Annotated in this window: 16 protein-coding genes; 11 read left to right on the top strand and 5 right to left on the bottom strand. The window is 38.1% G+C overall.

The window, feature by feature from the left end; translation table 11 throughout:
• Positions 1 to 259: 259 nt before the first annotated feature.
• Entirely contained in the window at positions 260 to 1,378 is a 1,119-nt protein-coding gene (locus QM524_RS05680) for a peptidoglycan DD-metalloendopeptidase family protein (RefSeq protein ID WP_095161696.1), read from the bottom strand.
• A gap of 85 nt (positions 1,379 to 1,463) precedes the next feature.
• Positions 1,464 to 2,402 (bottom strand): thioredoxin-disulfide reductase, encoded by a 939-nt coding sequence (gene trxB / locus QM524_RS05675; RefSeq protein WP_095161698.1) that lies wholly within the window; start codon positions 2,400 to 2,402, stop codon positions 1,464 to 1,466.
• A 669-nt stretch (positions 2,403 to 3,071) separates the two neighbouring features.
• Between trxB and QM524_RS05670 the strand changes: the two genes are divergently transcribed.
• From QM524_RS05670 to QM524_RS05620, 11 genes are all read left to right on the top strand, one after another.
• Positions 3,072 to 4,355, top strand: a complete 1,284-nt coding sequence (locus QM524_RS05670; protein ID WP_283343835.1) for a cation:dicarboxylate symporter family transporter — start codon at positions 3,072 to 3,074, stop codon at positions 4,353 to 4,355.
• 803 nt (positions 4,356 to 5,158) lie between these two features.
• A complete protein-coding gene (locus tag QM524_RS05665; protein ID WP_166578887.1) occupies positions 5,159 to 6,127 on the top strand; it encodes a hypothetical protein in 969 nt (322 codons plus the stop codon).
• A gap of 89 nt (positions 6,128 to 6,216) precedes the next feature.
• On the top strand, positions 6,217 to 7,563 hold the full coding sequence (locus QM524_RS05660; protein ID WP_283343834.1) for an O-antigen ligase domain-containing protein: 1,347 nt from the start codon (positions 6,217 to 6,219) through the stop codon (positions 7,561 to 7,563).
• Complete coding sequence (locus tag QM524_RS05655) at positions 7,532 to 7,918, top strand: response regulator transcription factor (protein WP_283343833.1); 387 nt, start codon at positions 7,532 to 7,534, stop codon at positions 7,916 to 7,918. Before QM524_RS05660 ends, QM524_RS05655 begins: the two co-directional genes overlap by 32 nt.
• Before the next feature lie 113 nt (positions 7,919 to 8,031).
• Complete coding sequence (locus QM524_RS05650; RefSeq protein ID WP_283343832.1) at positions 8,032 to 9,165, top strand: sugar transferase; 1,134 nt, start codon at positions 8,032 to 8,034, stop codon at positions 9,163 to 9,165.
• Complete coding sequence (locus QM524_RS05645; protein WP_283343831.1) at positions 9,158 to 9,919, top strand: TolC family protein; 762 nt, start codon at positions 9,158 to 9,160, stop codon at positions 9,917 to 9,919. Before QM524_RS05650 ends, QM524_RS05645 begins: the two co-directional genes overlap by 8 nt.
• Before the next feature lie 5 nt (positions 9,920 to 9,924).
• Positions 9,925 to 12,555, top strand: coding sequence for a GumC family protein (locus QM524_RS05640; RefSeq protein WP_283343830.1), 2,631 nt, complete (start codon positions 9,925 to 9,927; stop codon positions 12,553 to 12,555).
• Between the two features lie 29 nt (positions 12,556 to 12,584).
• Positions 12,585 to 13,799 (top strand): glycosyltransferase, encoded by a 1,215-nt coding sequence (locus tag QM524_RS05635; RefSeq protein WP_283343829.1) that lies wholly within the window; start codon positions 12,585 to 12,587, stop codon positions 13,797 to 13,799.
• 385 nt (positions 13,800 to 14,184) lie between these two features.
• On the top strand, positions 14,185 to 15,078 hold the full coding sequence (locus tag QM524_RS05630; RefSeq protein ID WP_283343828.1) for a glycosyltransferase family 2 protein: 894 nt from the start codon (positions 14,185 to 14,187) through the stop codon (positions 15,076 to 15,078).
• A gap of 63 nt (positions 15,079 to 15,141) precedes the next feature.
• Positions 15,142 to 16,305 carry a glycosyltransferase gene (locus QM524_RS05625; protein ID WP_095161718.1) on the top strand — a complete coding sequence of 388 codons (1,164 nt, stop codon included), beginning with the start codon at positions 15,142 to 15,144 and terminating at the stop codon, positions 16,303 to 16,305.
• Between the two features lie 95 nt (positions 16,306 to 16,400).
• On the top strand, positions 16,401 to 17,297 hold the full coding sequence (locus QM524_RS05620; RefSeq protein ID WP_283343827.1) for a glycosyltransferase family 8 protein: 897 nt from the start codon (positions 16,401 to 16,403) through the stop codon (positions 17,295 to 17,297).
• Between the two features lie 202 nt (positions 17,298 to 17,499).
• Here QM524_RS05620 and QM524_RS05615 read toward each other — a convergent pair whose 3' ends face one another.
• From QM524_RS05615 to QM524_RS05605, 3 genes are all read right to left on the bottom strand, one after another.
• Entirely contained in the window at positions 17,500 to 18,711 is a 1,212-nt protein-coding gene (locus QM524_RS05615; RefSeq protein WP_166580317.1) for a glycosyltransferase family 2 protein, read from the bottom strand.
• Positions 18,712 to 18,860: 149 nt separating this feature from the next.
• The gene (locus QM524_RS05610; RefSeq protein WP_283343826.1) at positions 18,861 to 19,220 is read right to left on the bottom strand and encodes an Hpt domain-containing protein; all 360 of its coding nucleotides are present in this window, start codon (positions 19,218 to 19,220) and stop codon (positions 18,861 to 18,863) included.
• A gap of 262 nt (positions 19,221 to 19,482) precedes the next feature.
• A complete protein-coding gene (locus QM524_RS05605) occupies positions 19,483 to 21,756 on the bottom strand; it encodes an NADP-dependent malic enzyme (protein ID WP_283343825.1) in 2,274 nt (757 codons plus the stop codon).
• Between the last annotated feature and the right edge of the window lie 463 nt (positions 21,757 to 22,219).

The following is a 22,219-nucleotide window of genomic DNA, read 5'->3' as shown; positions in this document are numbered from 1 at the left end:
AAATTAACTCTAGGGTCTGATTTCCAATAAATTGCTCACAAATCAGCAAGCTTTTTCTGATAAACAATTCTTTGTTTTCAATTAGTGATATACAAGTAAAACCAGAATAAAAGAGTTTTAGTATTTGGTCTAAGGAAATCTTAATAAAAAAAGGTCGAGAGGTAGAAGTAAAGAAATACTAGATTCTCCGAAAACAAAAAGCGAGACTACCCGATGGGTAATCTCGCTTCTATACTATAAATTAATAATATCTTTTTGTCTAATGAATACGCAAACGGCGACCTGCACGCAAGTTTGAGCTTAGCTTCATTCCATTCATTTTTGCTAAACGTTCTACCGAAATACCAGCACGGTTAGCAATAGAGTAAAGCGTATCACCCGAGCGAGCTACAGTCCATGCAGTACGGCGAGTAACAACTTTGTTACCAGCATCGCCATATTCGTTACCCAAAGCCAAGCCATAAGTATCAAATACACGTGCCGAAACCAACAAGTGGTCAGACACTGGCTGAGTGCCTTCGCCTGCAAAGTTCATCACATATGTAGGATTGAAAGGGTTACCTTCGTAACGTGTTTCGAAGTGCAAGTGTGAACCTGTACTACGACCTGTATTACCTCCTTTTCCGATTTCGTCTCCTGCTTTTACAAACATTCCTGATTCATATCCTTTACGTGAAAGGTGACCATAGAGTGTTTCTAAACCGTTGTAATGTCTTACTACCAAGAAGTTTCCGTAACCACCACCATCGTAGCCAGATACCCTTACGATACCATCAAATGCCGAATACACAGGGTCTCCCGTTTCGAGGTCTACGTCTACACCTGCGTGTAAGCGTCCCCAACGAGGACCAAACTGAGAGGTCAATTTTGGTGCATTGGTAGGGGCACTCCAATAACGCCCTTGCTCTTTATTAAAAAGCTCAAGGTCAACTACATCATCAAAATCTTTGACATCGATTCCATAAGGGTCAATAGTGTTGGTATCCCAAATAGAAAAATAAGAAGCAACTGTTACAAAGTCGTCACTTCCTGAAGGTTTCATCTCCTCCTCTATCTCTATCACTAAAGGCTCTCTTTCGTCAATTGATGTAGTATCAAATGCACTTACAGTAGCGTTAACTTCTCTCACAGGTTCAAATTTTTGACTTCCCGCCGTGGTAGTAGCTTGTTTTTCTACTACTTCAAATTCATTTCTGAATTGAAGTTTGGGCATTTCATCAAGCAAATCGTCCTGCTTTTTTTCTTTTTCCTTGTAAAGTCCAGTATTGTCCTTGATTTTAATTTTAGGATTGTTTTTAAAACTACCCTTCTCTTGCGACCAAGCCACCATAGCTGTACATACAAAAAATGCAGTAAGAAAATTACTTCTTATATTCATTGTATTGTATTTATAGTTATCGAGGAATTTGAGTAGTAAACGTAATTATTGAACTGATTCGCATCTACTACCCAAAATTTCATAACTAGTGTAATTCATTTGCAGCCAACCAACGTTCAGCGTCCAAAGCGGCCATACAACCTGTACCTGCGGCTGTTACTGCCTGACGGTAAATGTTGTCTTGTGCGTCTCCACAAGCAAAAACGCCTTCGATATTAGTGTTTGTTGAGCCCTTAATTGTCTGGATATATCCTGCTTCGTCTAAATTCAAATAGTCTTTGAAGATATCTGTATTTGGTTTGTGACCGATGGCTACAAAGAACCCTGTAAGTGTCAAATCAGTCGTTTCACCTGTTTTCACATTTTTCAAACGAGCACCAGTTACACCTGAAGCATCACCCAAAATCTCATCAGTTTCTGAATTCCAGTGAACTTCAATTTTAGGATTGTTCAATACACGTTTTTGCATAATCAAAGAAGCACGTAGTTCTTCACGACGAACAATCATGTGTACTTTTGAACAGATATTGGCCAAATAAGTAGCCTCTTCAGCAGCCGTATCGCCACCACCTACAATTGCCACTACTTGGTTACGGTAGAAGAAACCATCACAAACCGCACAAGCCGATACCCCTAAACCGTTATATTTTTTTTCTGATTCTAAACCAAGCCATTTTGCTGAAGCACCTGTTGCGATAATAACCGCATCAGCAGTAAGTTCAGTGCTTTCGTCAATTACTACTTTTTTAGGAGAAACTGAGAAATCTACAGAAGTAGCCATACCAAAACGAATATCAGTTCCAAAACGACGAGCCTGATTTTCTAAATCTTGCATCATTTGTGGGCCTTGGATACCATCTGGATAGCCAGGGAAGTTTTCAACGTCATTAGTGATTGTTAGCTGACCGCCAGGTTGACTACCTTGGTACATTACTGGTGCTAAACCTGCGCGTGATGCGTAAATTGCCGCAGTATAACCTGCTGGCCCTGAGCCTATAATAAGGCATTTAATATGTTCTGCCATTGTAATATTTAAGATATTTACTGGATTGATTTTTATTAGAAACCTCTAAAAATCAGAAGATTTTGACTTATACATTAGGGAAATGGCATCCAGCAAGGCCTACCCCCAAATATATGTCTACAGAATAAACACATTTGAGAATACAAAAATTGCAGATTAATGCCAAAACGCCAAATTCTTTTGAATCAAAGCCATGAGAATAACTTTGGAGTTTCAGAGGTCTGTATCAGATTAGGAAAAAATAGTATCCGTTTTTCAAAAAATTCACCGATTCATCAATTAGGCGACCGAATATATTTAGAACCAATTCCCAACAACCAATCATTTATTAACTAAGTAATCGTGCAAAATAAGATTATAAGTTATGTGTTTAGGCACTAGGCAACAGGCACAAGGCAAAGAGGGTTAAATGGTTTTAACGACCACAGACATGCATTTTTCCCAAAGCCCACTGCCGAAAGCCCATAGCCGAAAGTCCAAAGTACAATCTTAAATTTTATTTTGCCCACTAACTTGAAGACTAGTTTTTTTGTATATCTGTAGTGTTCTATGCAAAAAAAGTGCAAAAATTAATCAAATTTGTAAATAGAGGGCACGAAGAGAGCGAAAAATAGCACAAAAGCAAACAACTGACTATTTTCAAAAAATATATCATCACTATCCAATTTTATGAAAAAACTACTGACCAATTTAACATTCTGGGTGCTTACTGCGATTGCAGCGGGTATTTTGTTAGGGCATTTTGCTCCAGACATCGCATTACATAAGCTTTTTGAAAATGCTATCAAATTCAAGCTTCTTGGCAATGAAGTAAGTATTGGAAATACCTTTAGCGAATTTTTGAGTGGGATCTTTATCAGTATTGTCAAGCAATTTATTAACCCAATCATATTCTTGACCATCACTCTAGGAATCGTTAGTATGGGTGATTTAAAAAAGGTAGGAAAATTAGGAGGAAAAGCACTTTTATACTTTGAAATAGTAACCACCATCGCTTTGCTAGTTGGGATTATCGTAGCCAATATAATTCGCCCAGGTGATGGTGTAGTGACCGACGCTATTAAAGGCGGAGACATCTCCAAATACACCAAAGGTGCTTCTGAATTTAGTTGGATGAAATTCTTTTGGGATAATAGTACTTTGCAGGTTTTGTTGTTAGCAATTATCCTTGGCTCAGTATTAAACTATGTTAGTGGAAAGGATAAAATTATTGAAGTATTTCAGAAGGTATCAAAATACATCTTTGCAGGTCTGCACACAGTTATGAAATTAGCACCAATTGGAGCCTTTGGAGGAATGGCATTTACCATTGCGAAATACGGATTGAAAACCCTTATTCCTTTGGCCAAACTCATGGTTACGGTGTATATCACGATGGGCGTTTTTGTATTTGTGGTACTGTTTTTTATTCTTCGTTATTACAAAGTAAATCTTTGGAAGTTTTTGAAATACATCAAAGAAGAGCTTCTTATCGTGTTAGGGACATCATCTTCTGAAGCTGGATTACCTTCATTAATGGAAAAACTCGAAAGAATGGGCTGTGGCAAATCGGTAGTCGGGTTGGTCGTACCTGCTGGATATTCTTTTAACTTGGATGGTACAACCATTTATCTTTCGATGGCAACGATTTTTTTGGCTCAGGTCTTCAATGTTCACCTGAGTTTGGAGCAAATATTTACTATTATTGGCATCTTGATGGTAACTTCCAAAGGCGCTGCGGGCGTTACCGGAAGTGGATTTATCGTATTGGCATCAACACTTACAGCAGTACATGTGATTCCAGTAGAGGGACTAGCTCTACTGCTGGGTGTTGATCGCTTTATGTCTGAGGCGCGTGCCATTACCAATTTTATAGGCAATGGAGTTGCTACGATTTTCTTGGCCAATAATGAAGGAGAATTTGACCACGAAAAAATGAAAAAAGCTTTCGACCAAGAAGGTATTTTGTCTTAGCAAAAAATAATGCGGAGATTAAAAGACTTTCAGCCCAAAAAGCCTTCGGGTATGAGTCTTTTAATCTCTATGATTTCGGTTGATAATTGTCAAATAATGCCTTGCTTTCAATCCTACTATCGGCTTTCTATCCTTGATAGTCCTCTGTTTTTCTTCCGCATTTTGTGTAGGTTTCAACACAAATATTACTGAAAAAATCAATAGTGAAAACTGAATAATGATTAACAATTGGTCCATAGGTAAGTATGTTTGTAGTGATTCTATACCTTTTTAGACATCCCCAAAATAGAAAACGTTGCTCCACTGCGACAACATGGCAATATGTGTAGCCATAGTTAAAGTTTTTGAGTGAAAAGATTAAAAAATAGCTTAGGATGTATTATTTTAGTTCAAACAAATGACTAATGTTACCTCTAATCTATGAGTTCTGATAAGGACTTTTCTTGAATTTATTCCTAGCTTAGTATATTCCATTCGCCCAAGTAGTATCAATACAAATCCTTAAATACGTTTTCATCAAAACTGTCAACGCTTGGCTTAAACACGAGAAAAAATACGACTACCATTTTGTATGTCTTAGCAGTGTTCTGATTGCGGATTTTATCACTATTTCTGCCTTTGTTCACTAGCAATTCAGTATTTCAAATGATCATAAAATCACACTTAAACTTGCAAGTATTTTCTACTTTTTGGTGCTGAATATTGAATTTTTTGTATATTCAAACAATTTCGGTGTTGTACGTAATTGAGCCTTGGCAAGGTTTTTGTCAATCAATGATTTATTGAACTATACTTTGTTTAAGATGCTAAAAAATTCATGGTTAATCCTCCTTATTTTGATTACAGGAGCTTGTAAGTTGGAAGACCAACTTGTTTATCCTGAATTAACGATAAGGCCCAATTGGATTGTAACCGACTATAATGCCACCATAACAGCTGAATTTGTCAGCTTAGGAAATGCGTCCATTAATGTCTATGGGATGTGCTGGAACAAGACTGGAGAGCCCACTACACGTGACTCCTTGATAAGTTATTCGGGGCAACCATTGATAGAAGTATTTTCGAGTAGCTTGAGTAATTTATCGCCTGCTACCACATATTATGTACGTGCATTTTCAAGAATTGGGCTAAAAACTTCTTACTCAAATCAAATAACACTCAAGACATTACCCATTCAATTACCCAATGTATCTACAGGCAGTGCCTCCGATGAAGGGATAGGGACCTTAAATGTTCAAGGGACACTCAACCTACAAGGCGCTTCTGTTGTTACTGAATATGGACATTGCTGGGGGCTTTCAACACCTACCATAAACAATCAGCGTACCATTCTTACGTCTACCCTATCTCAAGGAAATTTTACTAGTCAACTTCGTGGCTTGAGTAACAATACCAAGTATGTCATTCGAGCGTATGCAAAAAATGCCACAGGAGTATCCTACGGAAATGAAATAACTTATATAACGTCTTGTAAATCAGCACCAACAGTCGTATCTAATATCATTGATAATATTTCGGCACAAGGCGCGATAGCCAACGGGACTATTGCTAATATTGGTTGTTCGGAAGTAACAGAATATGGGCATTGTTGGAGTACTACTCCCAACCCTACTACTGCCAATCCTCGAACTATATTTAAACAAGGCTCTGCTGGAGCATTTAGCAGTGCGTTGTCGGGCTTAAGCTCAAAAACAGCTTATTATGTTCGAGCATATGCCATTAATTCCCAAGGAATTAGTTATGGCAACCAAGTATCAATTATTACGCTTTAATGGGAGTTACAACTAAACAAATTTTATATTTATCAGGGATAATTTTTAGCGGTATTATTCTTGGGATATTTGTTGCTAAAACCCAAATTATGGGAGCAGCAACCATTATTGCTTTACCCTTTGTAATTGGATATTTGATTGCCATTTTTCGTAATCCAGTTTTGGGGGTTTATACAGTATTAGTTTTTTCATTTTTTGTAAATGGCGTAGGAAGATACGCCAATGCAGGCCCTTTGGGGCTTTCTGTTGACGTTTTTTTGGTAATAGCCTTATTAGCAGAGTTTTTTAAAGGATTTGAAGGTGATCCTTGGCCAGACACGAAGCGTAACCCTATTCTGATTGCGATTTATGTCTGGGGAGCCTATTGTATGCTAGAGTTTTTCAACCCAGAAGCTAGAAGTAAGGAGGCGTGGTTTTATGCGATGCGTGCGGTGATTTTGTATCTAATTCTGATAGTTGTTTTAGGAATCGTACTTATGCGCACAGAAAAGCATTTGGACCGAGTATTAAAAATCTGGATGATAGCTTCTTGTATCGCAACGTTATGGGGCGCTCGACAGCTTTTTGTAGGTCTTGACCGCTTTGAACAAGCTTGGATGGACTCAGGCAATGCCACCACACATATGTTGTTTGGGAAGTTAAGAGTTTTTTCTTTTTACTCTGATGCGGGGCAATATGGTGCAGCCATGGGACATATAGGATTGATTTGTATTTTGTTAAGTCTTTCTCCCTTTGGCAATCGAAACTTCAAGCTTTTTTACCTCATAGGAGGATTATTCTGCTTGTGGGGAATGTCCATTTCAGGTACACGAGGGGCACTATTTGTGGTTATGGGGGGCTTTATGGCATATTTGGGAATGTCCAGAAACTACAAAATGCTAGTAATTGGAGGAATCGCAGCCGTAATGTTTTTTGGGATGCTCAAGTTTACCAAAATTGGGCAGAGTAATTACCAAATCAACCGAATGCGCACAGGGCTTGACCCAAATGACCCTTCGTTGCAGTTACGCTTGATTAATCAGGCAAAATTGAGAGGCTATCTGGCATCCAGACCCCTTGGCGGAGGTATTGGCTCAGCTGGTTTTTGGGGAACACGTTTTTCTCCTGGAACATTTTTGGCGGTAACTGCCTTGGATAGCTGGTATGTCAAAATTTGGGCTGAATGTGGTGTAGTTGGGCTTTATGTACATATTGGTATGTTACTCACCTTTATGATTTATTTCGGATTAAAGCTCTGGAAAATCCCCCCCTGTCTGTTACGAGACAAATTGGTGGCACTATACAGCGGTATGTTCGGTATTTTGGTAGCTTGTTATGGCAACCAAATCCTTGGGCAACTGCCTACCAATGTGGCAATATATTTGAGTATCTCGTTTTTGTATGTTTTTACTAAAGATGAATATTATGAGCAAGCAGTTGACACTACTAATCGTTGATGACGAACAAAGCACACGCATTGTATTGGAGCATTTTCTTAAGAAAGACTTCAATGTAGTGGTAAAGGGTGACGGAATGGAGGCACTTTCCTTACTTGAGGGAGGATTTGATGTGGACTTTATCATTGCCGATTTAAACATGCCTAACCTCAGTGGAAAAGAATTTTTGAAAATTCTTAGGGCAAGTAATCTTTTTGGGCAAATCCCTGTCATCATCCTTTCGGGTACCGACGAAAGTAAGGAACGTATTGACTGTCTGAATATTGGAGCCGACGATTTTATGCTCAAACCTTTCAATCCCATGGAAGTACAAGCCAAAATTAGAGCAATCATGCGACGCGTGCAGCCTATGTAAGAACATAGTCTTTCAGCATTATATTTCCAAAAACCACATTATGCCAACCCACCGACTTTATATTTGATATGGAAAATTATGAATATACCCCTCCACAAAAAAAAATCTTTCTTGTGGAAAATGATTCAAATGTTGTAGTAAATTTCCTTAAAAAATTCGGACAAGACATTCAAGTACAAGTACTTGGCTCATCCGACGAAGCCTTAGATTTGCTCAAAACTAGTTATGCTCCAGATGCCGTTATTATTAGCAAATATCTAGGAGGACTAAAGTTTTTAGAACAGGTTCGTGATAATGCTTGGACGAAGGCTTTACCAGTCATCATCACCTCAGCCGACCTAAATCAAGGTCTTATCAAGGAAGTACTCGCCAAAAAAGGAGATGATGTTTTTACCAGTACATTTGATAAAGGAGACCTTTTGGTGCGCTTAGATTATTTTGTACGCCGACGTCATTATGTGGCTATGCAACAAACTAAATCCAATGTACTTGACGTAAAAATTCCTTGGTGGAAACGTGCCTTTGACGTAATTTCTACAGGAACAGCTATTTTGTTGCTTTCGCCTTTATTGATAATTGTTGCTATTTTGATAAAATTAGACTCGAAAGGTCCTATTGTTTACAAGTCTAAGCGTGTGGGTGCAGGGTATCGGATTTTTGATCTATACAAATTCAGAACCATGCGAACCGATGCCGATCAGCTCATCAAAAACATGGGTGACTTGAATATGTATTCTAAAGAAAAGCCTTCCGAAAATAAGAGCGATGGCTTGTGTGAAGCTTGTCGCATCAAAGGCGTCAAATGTGAGCAGTCTATGTATTTGGATGGTAAAAGCATTTGCGAAAAGCAATATTTACAAGAAAAAAATAGCAAAGTGGCTTTTATGAAATTCCAAAATGACCCTCGCATTACTCGCTTGGGTAAGTTTTTGAGAAATACGAGTATCGACGAACTACCGCAGTTGTTCAACATCTTTACAGGTGACATTTCATTGGTGGGCAATAGACCTCTACCCTTGTACGAAGCCGAAAAGTTGACAACAGATGACTATATTTATCGCTTTGCAGGCCCAGGTGGTTTGACGGGGCTTTGGCAAGTAACCAAAAGAGGAAAAGGCAAAACGGATATGACTGAAGAAGAAAGAATTCAATTGGATATAGAATATGCCAAAAACTTTTCTTTCAAAATGGACTTAATGATTATCCTGAAGACCTTCCCTGCACTATTACAATCTGAGAATGTCTGACTTGGAATATATGATGATTAATGTAAAACTTACTTTGTTGAAAACTTGGTCAATTGCTCTGAGTGTGTGCTGTCTCCTATTTTTCAGCAACAGGGATATATTTGCTCAAGCTTCAACACCTAAATCGCCTGAAACAGATTTTCAATTGCCTCCACTTGATGAGATAATAGAGTTGGCTATTCAGTATTCGCCTGCTTTAAGGCAGCAAGAGCAAATCATCAACAAAGCCGACCAACAATTGATGGTTCAGAAAAAATCTTGGACAAGTGGTATTAGCTTAGGAACGAGTTATTCAGCAGGAAATCAATCGCTTTTGGTACAACAAGCCACAGGGAATTTGGAAGCTTTTTCCAATTATAACAACGGTTATCGACTGTCGCTTGGTGCAGCTTTTTCGATTAATACGATTATTACGCAGAAAAATATCACCAAAATTGCCAAGGCTGATAAACAAATTGCCATAGAATCAAAGCAACTGACCATTGACCAAATCAAGAACGATGTAATAGCCAAATACTATGCAGTAGCAGGTGCTCATGAAGCGCTCAAAATCGCAATTGAGATGAAAACATCATCATTGGTCAACAAAAAAATGGCAGAACGTGAATTCTCTGAAGGACAAATCAATGTGGCAGATATGGCTAGAATCCTTGAGTCGACATCGAGTGCAGCTGTAGGTTATGAAAATGCCAAACAAACTTTTATCATGAATGTAAGGCTATTAGAGGTATTGATAGGTAAAAGACTATTTTAAAAATTATGAGTTTGATTCGCTTTGTTCGGTTGTTAATTGAGTTCAAGTGGTTGGTAATTCTTCTACCAATTACACTTGCGGCTACGGTTTTTCGACTAACGAAAAATGAAGTACGAGAATATACAGCCAATTCTCTTTTGTACACGGGTTTGGCATCAGGTTATAATATCGAATCTAGTGGTGCTACCAAAATCGACAACGTAACTGTAAGCAACGCTTTCGATAACCTATTCAATACCATGAAGTCCAAAAGCTCCATGGAAGAGGTAGGATTGCGCCTACTTGCACAACATATTATGCTCACAAAGCCTGACTCGGCAGTGGCAAGCAAGTATACTTTTGGTAAACTCAGAGAGGTACTTTCTGAAAAAGAAATTCGTGCCCTTGCTGATTCTACGTACGAAAAAACCCTACAGAATGTTTATGACGACATCGTTAAGCCAGAGAGCAAAATAGCTAAAGTCTTAATGGGTGCCGAAAAAGGCATTTACTCTGGTCCAGGCATTTTATCGCGTTTTAGCGTCAATCGCCAAAACAATAGTGATATGGTTCAAATTTCGTACTCGGCCAGCGACCCTGCGGTTGTCAAGAAAACTCTGGAACTTATCACGCATGTAGTCATTGGTAAATACAAACAAATCAAAATTCATGAAACGGGCAATGTTGTGGCTTATTTTGAGGAGCAACTTCGAAACGTAAGTGCCAAACTCAAAAACTCCGAAGACAAGCTTACTAATTTTTCAAGCCAAAATCGCATCATCAACTACTACGAACAAACCAAAATGGTAACCGTAAAAGATGGTGATTTAGAGGAGCGTATTCAGGCATTAATTTCTGAAATAGAATCAAATAGAGCTGTTTTAAGAGACTTAGAAAACAAAATCGGATTCAAGGATGATCTTGTAGCAAAAAGCAAAAAGTTTGCTTCTCTACGAGATTCTATCAATTTCTATACGACAAGATTGACCTTGATGGAGTTTGAAAGTAAACCTCGCGAACAAGAAATTGCCCAAGTAAGAGAACGCCTCACTCAGCTCGAAAACAAGTTTAAAAGCAATGTCATCGAGTATTATGAACTAAGCAATACCAAAACAGGTATTCCTGCAAAAATGTACTTCTCCGAATGGATTAATGCCTCTATTTCTATTGATAAAAGCCAAGCTAGACTTTTGATATTAAAGGACATAAAACATGAATATGATTTAAAATACGACCGTTTTGCACCGCTAGGTTCAACTGTTAGTCGTTACGAAAGAGAAATTGGTGTTATTGAAAAAGAATATCTGAGCATCTTAGGAAGCTTGAATCTGAGTAAAATTAGAGAACAAAACCTTATGATGTCTATCAACTTACGAGTGATAGACCCTCCTATTTACCCAACCAAAGCCGAACCATCCAAACGTTCAACCTTGATTGTGGCGGCATTTATGGCAGGCTTAATCTTTGTGATTGCCTCGATTATAGGTCGTGAGTTTTTGGACAATTCCCTCAAACATCCCGTTAAGGCCGAAAAAGAAATTGGAGTACCATTTGTAGGAGCTTTGCCACTGGTTGATCCACAAAAACATAATATTCTTTTTAACGTCATTGAAACTTACACGCTCAATCAATGTATTTCGAGACTAAAAAGGCTCAATGGCGACAACATTAAAATACCCAAACTTGTGCTTCTTTGTAGTACTCGAAAAGGCGAAGGCAAAAGCTACTTCATCAGTAAACTATGTTCAAAACTGAATGAAAGTGGCGCCAAGTCGGTTTGGCTCAATCCTCATAATTATGCCGATGGAGATTTTGCATACGCCTACAGTCTGAGAGGTAATTTTGCAAGTACCACATCTCTAAACGATGTGGATATTACTGAGACATTTGACGATTGCGAGTATATCTTTTTCGAATTACCACCGCTTATCAGTCATCCAATTCCTGTAAGTTTAGTCAAACAAGCGGCCTTTACCTTGATTTTGGCCGACTCTACCCGTGTGTGGGATAGCGCCGATCAATATGTATTTCAAACCTATACCGAAAACACCCAAAACCCGATTGGTTTACTGCTCAATAAGGTAAAACATGATTTCTTGGAAGGTATTATTGGAGAAATTCCAAAAGTGCGCTCTTGGTTTAGAAGAAAATTCAAGGATTTACTCATCAAACGTCATCAAAGCAAACGTACTAATGTCAAATTGAAGTACGAAATGCTCAAGAAGGAAGAAGAAAGTGCTTGGTTTACAGAAAATGGACTGACTGATTTTGTAGAAACACGTGTCGAGATACCTGATGCTGTTAATAGACAATCTAGAATCAAAGCCGAGAAAGGCAAAGGCTTGGGCTATTATCGCGTATTACAAAAACGCCGTTATCGTTGGATAAAAATCGCTGCGGGTTTAGGTACTATGGGATTTGTGGGTATTTGCTCCTTGTATTTATTTTGGAAAACCACTCCAGAATCTCAATACGAAAAATTCACCGACTTTGTAGTAGGCAATCAGGTCGACTCATTGGCGAAGGTCCGAAGCAACAGACTGGTTCCTAACTTGGATTCGATTATTATTGACCCATCACATTTAGATTCCATTCCTGATTCGGTACGCCATGATTCGGTCAAAACGCTTATTCGTCAGAAAGAAATTCAACCATAAAATAGTATTTACAAAACCACTCAAAGTATATGGAGTTCGATGTTGTTTGCGTAGCTTTTCCCTCGTGGGAAGGCGATTACGTCAAAAGTACTATTCAATTGATGAGTGAGTTAGCGGCTCATAGAAGGGTGCTGTACGTCGATTATCAATACACAGTGAAGGATGTTGTTCAAGCTATTTTCAAAAATCCTTTTCACATTCCGGTTTCAAGGATTTTAGGGTTAAAAAAACGATTAAGAAATATCACATTGGAAAATGGGGCAACGATTTATGTACTTTCGACCCCACCAGTACTGCCTATTAATTTTATCAAAAAAGTACCCTTGTTTGAAAAGCTATTACGTTTCAATTCCTTTTGGCAAGCTAGAGCAATTCAAAAAGCTTTGAAAGAATTAAATAGCAACAATTACGTAGTAGTCAATGCTTTTAATCCAAGTTATGGAATAGGCTTATATGATAATTTCAAACCACATATACAGACCTATTATTGTTATGATGAAATTGGAGCAAGCTATTGGGCAAAAGACCATGGACCTCGTTTGGAAGCGCAATATATGAAGATGGTCGATCATGTGATTGTATCTTCGGAGGGATTGCAAAACTCCAAAAAGCCTTTTAACAATCATATAGATACCGTTAAAAATGGCGTTGATTTTGAGCTTTTTCACAAGGCATTTGTACCCCTTTCTCAGAAAAACGCTAAGAAAAAAATTGGTTACATTGGTACTGTAGATCAACGTATTGATTACAATATTTTAAAACGATTGGCTCTCGAATTTCCAGATACAGAAATCATCATAGTAGGACGCGTGCTTGATGATATGTCGGAGGTAAAAGAACAAACAGACCCACTTAGGGCAATACCCAACATTAGATTTGAAGGAGCTAAGCCTCCAACTGCTTTGATGGAATATCTCAAAGAATTTCATATTGGCATAATTCCATTTGTCAAAAATGAGCAAACCGCAGCGATTTATCCCATGAAAATCAATGAGTATCTTGCCGCAGGGTTGGGTGTCGTTGCAACGGATTTTGCCCCACTTTCAGAATTTGGAGAGGCCATTCACGTATCAACTAATACGGCTGATTTTATCCAAGCAGTGAAAGATTTGTTGGAAAAAGATTCTGATCATAAGCAATTGGCAAGAGTCGAAATTGCCAAACAAAACTCATGGCAACAACGAGGAGTTCAGCTAAACCATTTACTAGAAACACTTTACCAAAAATATACTAGCCAAGTGTGAGTATTGAATTGTGAATTGTGAATGTAAAATTTTAATTATCAACATCTTACATTTCCAATTAATCAAATCTTATTTTGCGCGATTACTTAAGTTAGTGGGCAAAATAAAATTTAAGATTGTGCTTTAAGCTTTCAGGTAACGGCTTTCGGCGGTGGGCTTTGAGAAAAATGCATGTCTGTGGTCGTTAAAAACATTTTAACACTCTGTGCCTTGTGCCTGTTGCCTTGTCCCTAAACATATAACTTAAATATTATTCTGCATGACTACTTAAGTAATCGTGTAAAATTAAGTTTAATAGATTAATGGGGTACAATATTAGTAATCATAAAATTGTACTCAAAACTCAGCACTCACAATTCAGCACTCATACTTAATACCGCCATATATGCATAGTTCTTTTTCCACATATCCCCTCGTGTCGGTCATTACGGTGAATTATAATCAACCGCAGGTCACTCGCGAATTTTTGGATTCCTTTCATCAAATCACCTATCCCAATTACGAAGTTTTTGTGGTGGATAATGGTAGTCCACAACACGATGTAAAACCCTTAGAGCCTGATTATCCATGGGTAAAGTTTATTTACAGCAAAGAAAACTTAGGTTTTGCTGGTGGCAACAACGTGGCTATCCAACAAGCTAAAGGCGAATATTTGCTATTACTCAACAACGATACGGAAGTGCCCAAGGGCTTTTTGGAGCCATTGGTAAAAGTCATGCAAAGTAACCCACAGATTGGTATGGCCAGTCCAAAAATCAAATATTTTTACGAAGATAATCTGATTCAATACGCTGGTGCACCTGAAATAAGTGTGCTTACAGGGCGGGGCGAGCCTTATGGCAAAAAGCAAAAAGACGAAGGTCAATATGATAAAAGTGGGCCAACCTCCTACATACATGGTGCGGCAGTCATTGTTTCAAAAAAAGTACTTGAAAAAACAGGTTCTATGCACGACGACTACTTTCTGTATTATGAAGAATTAGACTGGTGTAAACGCTGTAGAAACGACGGTTTCTTGGTTTGGTATGTTGCAGAGTCAACCGTCTTACATAAAGAATCTGTTTCGACAGGACGAAATAGCCCGCTCAAGATGTATTATCTGACTCGTAACAGACTTTGGTTTATGAAACGCAACTTTAAGATTTGGCAATGGCTCATTAGTTTTAGCTTTTTCACGTTTATTTCTATTCCGAAAAATCTTTTAGTTTTTTTAAAAAATAGACAGTTCGAATATTTCAAGCCATTCTTAAATGGTTATTTGCAAAGTTTCAAAGGCTAACAATACCATATTTTCCTAATCATTTTTGATAGATAATTTTCAAATTTATAAACCAATAAGCAGATGGGTATCATTCTGAACTTAGCTATTCTTTTCCTGATTCTTTTGGGCATTTTCACCCTATATCTACTGGTATTTGCTATTGCTGGTAAAGTAACTAGTGCCAATACTACCACTCGTACTCCAAAAACTCAGAGAAAATTTGCGGTATTTTTACCTTCGTATAAAGAAGATAAAGTGATTTTGGAATCAGCCAAAAGGGCTTTGATTCAGGATTATCCTAAAGCACTTTTTGATGTAATCGTCATTGCGGATTCTCTCAAGCCCGAAACAGTCGCTCAGTTGAGAGAATTACCTATCACAACTTATGAGGTAACTTTTGAAACTTCGACCAAAGCCAAAGCTTTAAATTATGCGATGTCTCAATTAACGGAGCAATATGATATAGCGCTTATTTTGGACGCAGACAATATCATGGCAACTGATTTTATTACCAAACTCAATGCTACTTTTGATTTAGGTTATCAGGTTGTACAGGGGCACCGTACTGCCAAAAACACCAACTCTCCAACGGCTATTTTGGACGCCATTAGTGAAGAAATCAATAATCATATCCTCCGCAAAGGACATCGAGCATTGGGTTTGTCCTCGGCCTTGATTGGCTCAGGCATGGCTTTTGATTATGCACTTTTTGTGGATGTAATGTCCGAAATTAATGCGATTGGTGGTTTTGATAAAGAACTCGAAATGCGTTTGCTCAAGCGAGGAATCGTATTCGACTATATCGAAGATGCTTTTGTATATGACGAAAAAGTACAAAATGCAGAGGTTTTTGAAAAACAACGTACTCGTTGGATTGCAGCACAGTTCAAATACTTAAAACAAAACTTTGCTTCGGGCGTGGTTCACTTGTTTAAAGGCAATATTGACTATGCCAATAAAGTGTTTCAGGCACTATTACCTCCTCGAATTATCTTATTGGGTATGCTTATGTTTTTTGCCTTTGTGTCTATTTTTTCTGGAGATTTCAACTTCAAAGTATTAGCATGGGGACAGCTTGTGACGCTCTTATTTACTTTTTACATCTCAACACCTGATTTTCTTAAACGTCTGATTACATGGAAAGAAATCATGTTGTTGCCTTCTTTATTTTTCCGTTTTATTCGTGCGATTTTAAAAATGGGTGAAGCCAAGAAGAAATTCCTTCATACACCACATGACTCATAGGATATTGGTAAACGGTTTTTGAAGAAATATTTCCCAATAACCATTTTTCGAGTACACCCTTTTTTATTTCTAAGCAAGAATTTAATGATCCAATCATGGAAAAAAATACGAATATAGCCATTATTGTAGCCTGCGATGACCACTACTTGGTATTGTTGGCAGCACTTTTAAAATCTATCGAAATCAATCATAAAGGTTCTGATTTGATTGAAGTATTTATTGTAGAAGACAAAGTATCTAAGGCTAGCCGTAAAAAGCTCACACAGTCGTTAGATGTCAGTAAAATGCTATTACATTGGATACCACTCGACGATGCGATTCCAGACAATTTGCATATTCCTTTTGATCGCAGTTCATATCCTAAAAATATCCATACACGTATTTTTATCCCATATTTTATTCCAGAAAAATATGACAAAATCATCTACCTCGATGTAGATATGATTGTCGAAAAAGACATTGCAGAACTCTGGAATATCGACTTAGGGAATAACCTATTAGGAGCGGTTATCGACCCTCGATTGCTAGTCTTCAGTAATTCGTGGGGAGGAATTCTCAATTATAAAGAGTTAGGATTTTCGCCAGATACCAAGTATTTCAACACAGGTATTCTGGTAATAGACATTGAGAAATGGAGAACAGAAAATTGTCCAGAAAAGGTAGTGCAGTGTATCAAAGACAATGAAAAATATGCCAATTATCCAGACCAATATGGACTAAATATTGTGATGGCAAACCGCTGGCTAGAGTTAAGTCCGCTATGGAATGCCTTTGCCTCAGACGAATATCCAGAGCCACCATACTTAATTCACTTTATTGGTCGCAAACCTATGTATCAAACCTACGATAGCCTGCCCAAATACAAGGAACGTTTTGATTTTTACCTGAATCAAACTGCTTGGAAAGGCTACAAGCCCGTTGGAGAAACCAAACGTTATTTGAAGAAGATTATGAATATCATTGAGAAAATTCCAGACTTTTTTAAAAAGTAGAGGTTAGGGGTTATTCTAACCCCTAACCTGCACTCCATCTACTCAATTTAACCTACGTTTTCAACTTTTTTCGAAAAAACTAAACCCTGATGCCTCACCCCTATCCCCTAAAAACACTCTGTGCCTTTGCTCCTTTGTGCCTGTTCACTTAAAAAGAAAAAACTCTCTCCCCTGATGCCTCACCCCTATCCCCTAAAAAAAACTACTCCGCTCTTTTCACTTTTTCCCAAATACCTGAAGTGAGACCATTGCGATAACGCGCGTAGCCTTTAATAGCACACCAGTTCATAAACGAGAAATAGAATGGCACGAACAATAGTTTGATACGAATTTGTTTATTTTCTAAGGTATATCCCACAAAAGCCATTACATAAAATGCTGTTTGTGCAAGAAATAGAAGCAAGTAAAAAGACTGAGGCAAAAATCCTTGTTCTGCCTGCAAAACTAGTAGCAAATTGAGGAAGTAAATAATCGGTAAGCAGAATGGCGCTACAGCCCAGCGCATCGCACGGTGCGATACATACTGGAAAGATAACAAGCCATATTTAAAAATATTCAATAAAAATCCTAAACGGGCAATGGCTTGAAAACCACCTGCAGCAATACGGATTTTACGCTTCATTTCATCTTGAATAGAAAACGATGGACGCTCAATAGCATAGGCTTCTGGCTCATAAATAACACGATATCCATCAGCAGCAATACGGAGTGAAATTACAAAATCGTCGAGGAGAGTATCTTTTTCAACGGGGTTAAAGAGATTAGTTCGAACGGCAAAAAGTTCGCCTGCTGCCCCTACGACGCTATATAATTGGGTATCAAGTTTTTTCAAAAACGACTCATATTTCCAGTACAAGCCCTCGCCTGCCCCTGCAGCAGCTTCGGCATCATTGGTTTGGATACGCTTTTCGCCAGCTACAGCTCCCACTTTTTCATCTTTAAAATGGCGAACTATCGCTTTAATGGCTTGATTGTTTAAGGTTGTATTAGCATCTGTAAATATCACAATCGGAGATTTGATTGTTGGTACGGCCATATTCATTGCCTCAATTTTGCCACGTCGTGCCGTTCCACCAATCATCCGCACGTGTGGATACTGAGCGCATATCGACTCGATATACTCGCTAGTGCCATCGGTTGAGCCTTCTGTGACAAAAAGAAATTCGATTTTTTTGGTTGGATAATCTAAATCTAGGGAGTTGAAAAGCTTACTTTCGATACAGCTCATCTCATTATACGCAGGAACCACTAAAGTTACTTCAGGAAGATATTCGGGGTCAAACTCAGCTTTGAAGGTTTTTCCTAAGGAAGTTCGAATTTTTACCAAAACCCAAGCTACAATTCCATAGCCTACGTAAGTATAAAAAACCAAAAACAGCGCAAGCACGAGGAGAATTTCAATAAATTGTTTCATACCCTAGAATATTTGATAGAATTAGCAGAAAGGATTTAGTAAACTTTATTGGTATCGAATCCAACAAACACCATTCCACTTAAGCAATAATCAGAAAATATCTACCCAATTACCATCAAGTTCACCTCGATACTTCACAACAAACTATTTTATGATTCCTCAGATAGATAAACCTCTATTTGTGGAATGATGAGTGCTAGCTCCTCATCAATCAGCTTGTGTAAATCTTGTACAACAGATTTTGCTGCTCCATGCTTCAGGGCGTGTTCCAAGGCTTGAACAGGCTCATGAAAATCTTGAAGACCAATCATCGTAAAAGAGGGCTTGATACGATGTACGACCTGACCAGCCGTAACATAATCGTTGTTAGCCAATGATGTAGCTACACTTTCCCATGAAGGCACAGAATCTGACAAAAATACTCCCATCATCATGGTTATTATGTCACGTTCGCCTCCATACACCTCATCTAAGTAAGTATGGTCTATATTTCGTCTGAATGAATACATCTTTATAAATTGTCTTGATTAGGTAGTTTTCGTTAGAACGGATAAAGGGAGTCTGTTTTCAAAGATACTAAAAAATCAGTTTTCATTATCTTTTTGTTTTAAAAACATCCTAGGATATAACTAAAATTAATACAGTTAAGTGAGGAAAAATATATTTAAACACAACTAATTGTTTTTCAGTATTTCTGAAAATAGAAAAAGGGAATTTCGAAAAAACTTCGAAACTCCCTTTTAAAATAGCTAATAGCTCAAAAATAGAGACCTATTTTGATTGTGCTTCTACTACAGCAATTGCTACCATGTTCACAATTTCACGAACCGATGAACCTAATTGCAATACGTGTACAGGTTTGCGCAAACCAAGTAAAATTGGTCCGATATATTCAATATCACCTGTTTCTTTCAACAAGTTATACGAAATATTTGCTGCCGAAAGATTCGGGAAAATTAATACGTTTGCTCCTTCGTCTGCTAGTTTCGAGAATGGATAATTTTCACGAACTAAATCAGTATCAAACGCCATGTGTGCTTGCATCTCCCCTTCTACAATCATATCTGGGTGCTTTCTTTGTAAAATTGCCGTAGCTTCACGCATTTTAACAGCATCTTCACCATCGGCAGTACCAAAGTTTGAATATGTCAACATGGCAATTCTTGGACGGATATTAAACTGCTCAACGGCTTTGGCAGTCAACTCGGTAATTTCCACAATTTCCTCCACACTTGGGTTAAAGTTTACCGTCGTATCAGAGAAGAACAATGGCCCTTTTTTCGTCAACAAGATATACATACCCGATACTTTCTTCACACCTTCATCGCGACCAATTACTTGTAAGGCTGGACGGATAGCATTAGGATAGTTACGCGTCAAACCAGAAATTACGCAATCTGCATCGCCCGTTTCTACCATCATTGCTGCAAAGTAGTTACGCACCTGCATTTGTTTATGCGCTTCATACTGATTGTAACCACGACGTTTACGTTTTTCGAAGAAAATATCGCCATAACGTTTTAACTGGTCTGCATTCTGAGCATCACGAGTATCAATGATTTTCACATCACCTAATTCCAAATTATGTTCCTCAATGATACGTTGGATTTTTTGTACATTACCTAATAAGATAGGAATACAAATACCTTCGTCTTTGGCTTGCTGAACAGCTTTTAATACCTTCAAATTTTCAGCATCAGCAAAAACCACACGTTTTGGTGTTCTTTTAGCACGGTTGATGATATAGCGCATCAACTGGTTGTCTAATCCTAAACGTTTTGCTAACTCCTGCTCATAAGCTTCCCAGTTGGTAATAGGATTTTGAGCAATACCCGATTCCATAGCAGCTTTGGCAACCGCAATAGAAACCGTGGTAATCAAACGAGGGTCAACTGGCTTTGGAATAATATAGTTACGCCCAAAAGACAGGTTTTTCTCATTATATGCCAAGTTTACAATATCTGGAACAGGTTTTTTGGCCAATTCTGCAAGGGCTTTTGCAGCGGCCATCTTCATATTCTCGTCAATTTCAGTAGCACGAACATCGAGTGCTCCTCTGAATATGTACGGAAAACCTAATACGTTATTTACTTGGTTAGGATAATCTGAACGACCTGTTGCCATGATAATATCTGGACGAGCAGCCACTGCATCTTCATACGAAATCTCTGGTGTTGGATTGGCCATCGCAAATACGATAGCGTCGCTAGCCATCGAACGAATCATGTCTTGTGAAACAATATTGCCCACCGACAAGCCCAAGAACACATCAGCGCCTTTCATGGCATCGGCTAAAGTTTCGATACCTTCAGTGCTAGTAGCAAATGGTGCAACATATTTATTGAGGTCAGTACGGCGTTTGTGAACCAAACCATCCTTATCAAACATCAAAATATTCTCGATTTTGGCACCTAATAACAAATACAACTTCGCACAAGACAAAGCTGCTGCACCTGCACCAGAAATCACGAAACGACATTCATCAATTTTCTTATTTACTAATTCCAAGGCATTGATAAGCGCAGCACCCGAAATAATCGCTGTTCCGTGCTGGTCATCATGCATAATAGGAATTTTGAGGTCTTTTCTTAATCTCTCTTCAATCTCAAAACACTCTGGAGATTTAATATCTTCCAAGTTTACCCCTCCAAATGTTGGTTCTAATACTTTAACTGTACGAATCAACTCTTCTGGGTCTTGAGTGTTTAGCTCAATATCAAACACATCAATATCGGCAAAGATTTTAAACAATAAGCCTTTACCTTCCATCACAGGCTTACTTGCTTCAGGGCCAATATTCCCAAGTCCTAGCACAGCAGTACCATTCGAAATTACCGCTACTAAGTTTCCTTTGGCGGTATACTTGTAAACATTTTCTACGTTATTGGCAATTTCGATACAGGGTTCTGCAACACCTGGTGAATAGGCCAGTGAAAGGTCACGCTGTGTTTCTGTTTCTTTGGTCGGAACAACTGCAATTTTTCCTGGCCTGCCTTTGGAGTGGTAATCCAAGGCATCTTGCTTGCGAATAGATTTTTGTTTCATGTTGATTGGGCGACAATCCTGTGAGGATCACCTTAAGTTAAAAAAGTGCTCGATCTTGTAAAGTATCGAACGTTAGGCCTTACGTTTGGAGCACCTCACGTTTTAGGCCAGTTTATTAGTTTTAGATGAATAAAAGAGTGGCGAAATTAGCGCATAGATTTTGAAAAGTCTATAAAAATATACTAAGTGACCAAATCATAGCAGACTGAAAAAGCACATATTTTGAAAGAGTTTTTACTTTTTTCAGAATAAATACATTTAGTTAAAAGCTAAAACAAAAGAAAATCCTTAAACTTTAGCAAAAAACGATAGCAACTCAACTAAAGAATTAAGAAAAGTTTTTTAGAAAAAATATAATCTTAAAGGATTTTAACACTAAATACCCTGCAATTTGATATATATGTACCTTAAGACTACAAAATAGAAAATATGTAGGACAATCTGTGAGGATGATAAAGTATTT

The organism is Flectobacillus roseus (assembly GCF_030056595.1).
In the GTDB taxonomy this organism is placed as follows: domain Bacteria; phylum Bacteroidota; class Bacteroidia; order Cytophagales; family Spirosomataceae; genus Flectobacillus; species Flectobacillus roseus.
Note: the sequence above shows the minus strand (reverse complement) of the source record. Positions and strands in the feature narration are given on the sequence as shown.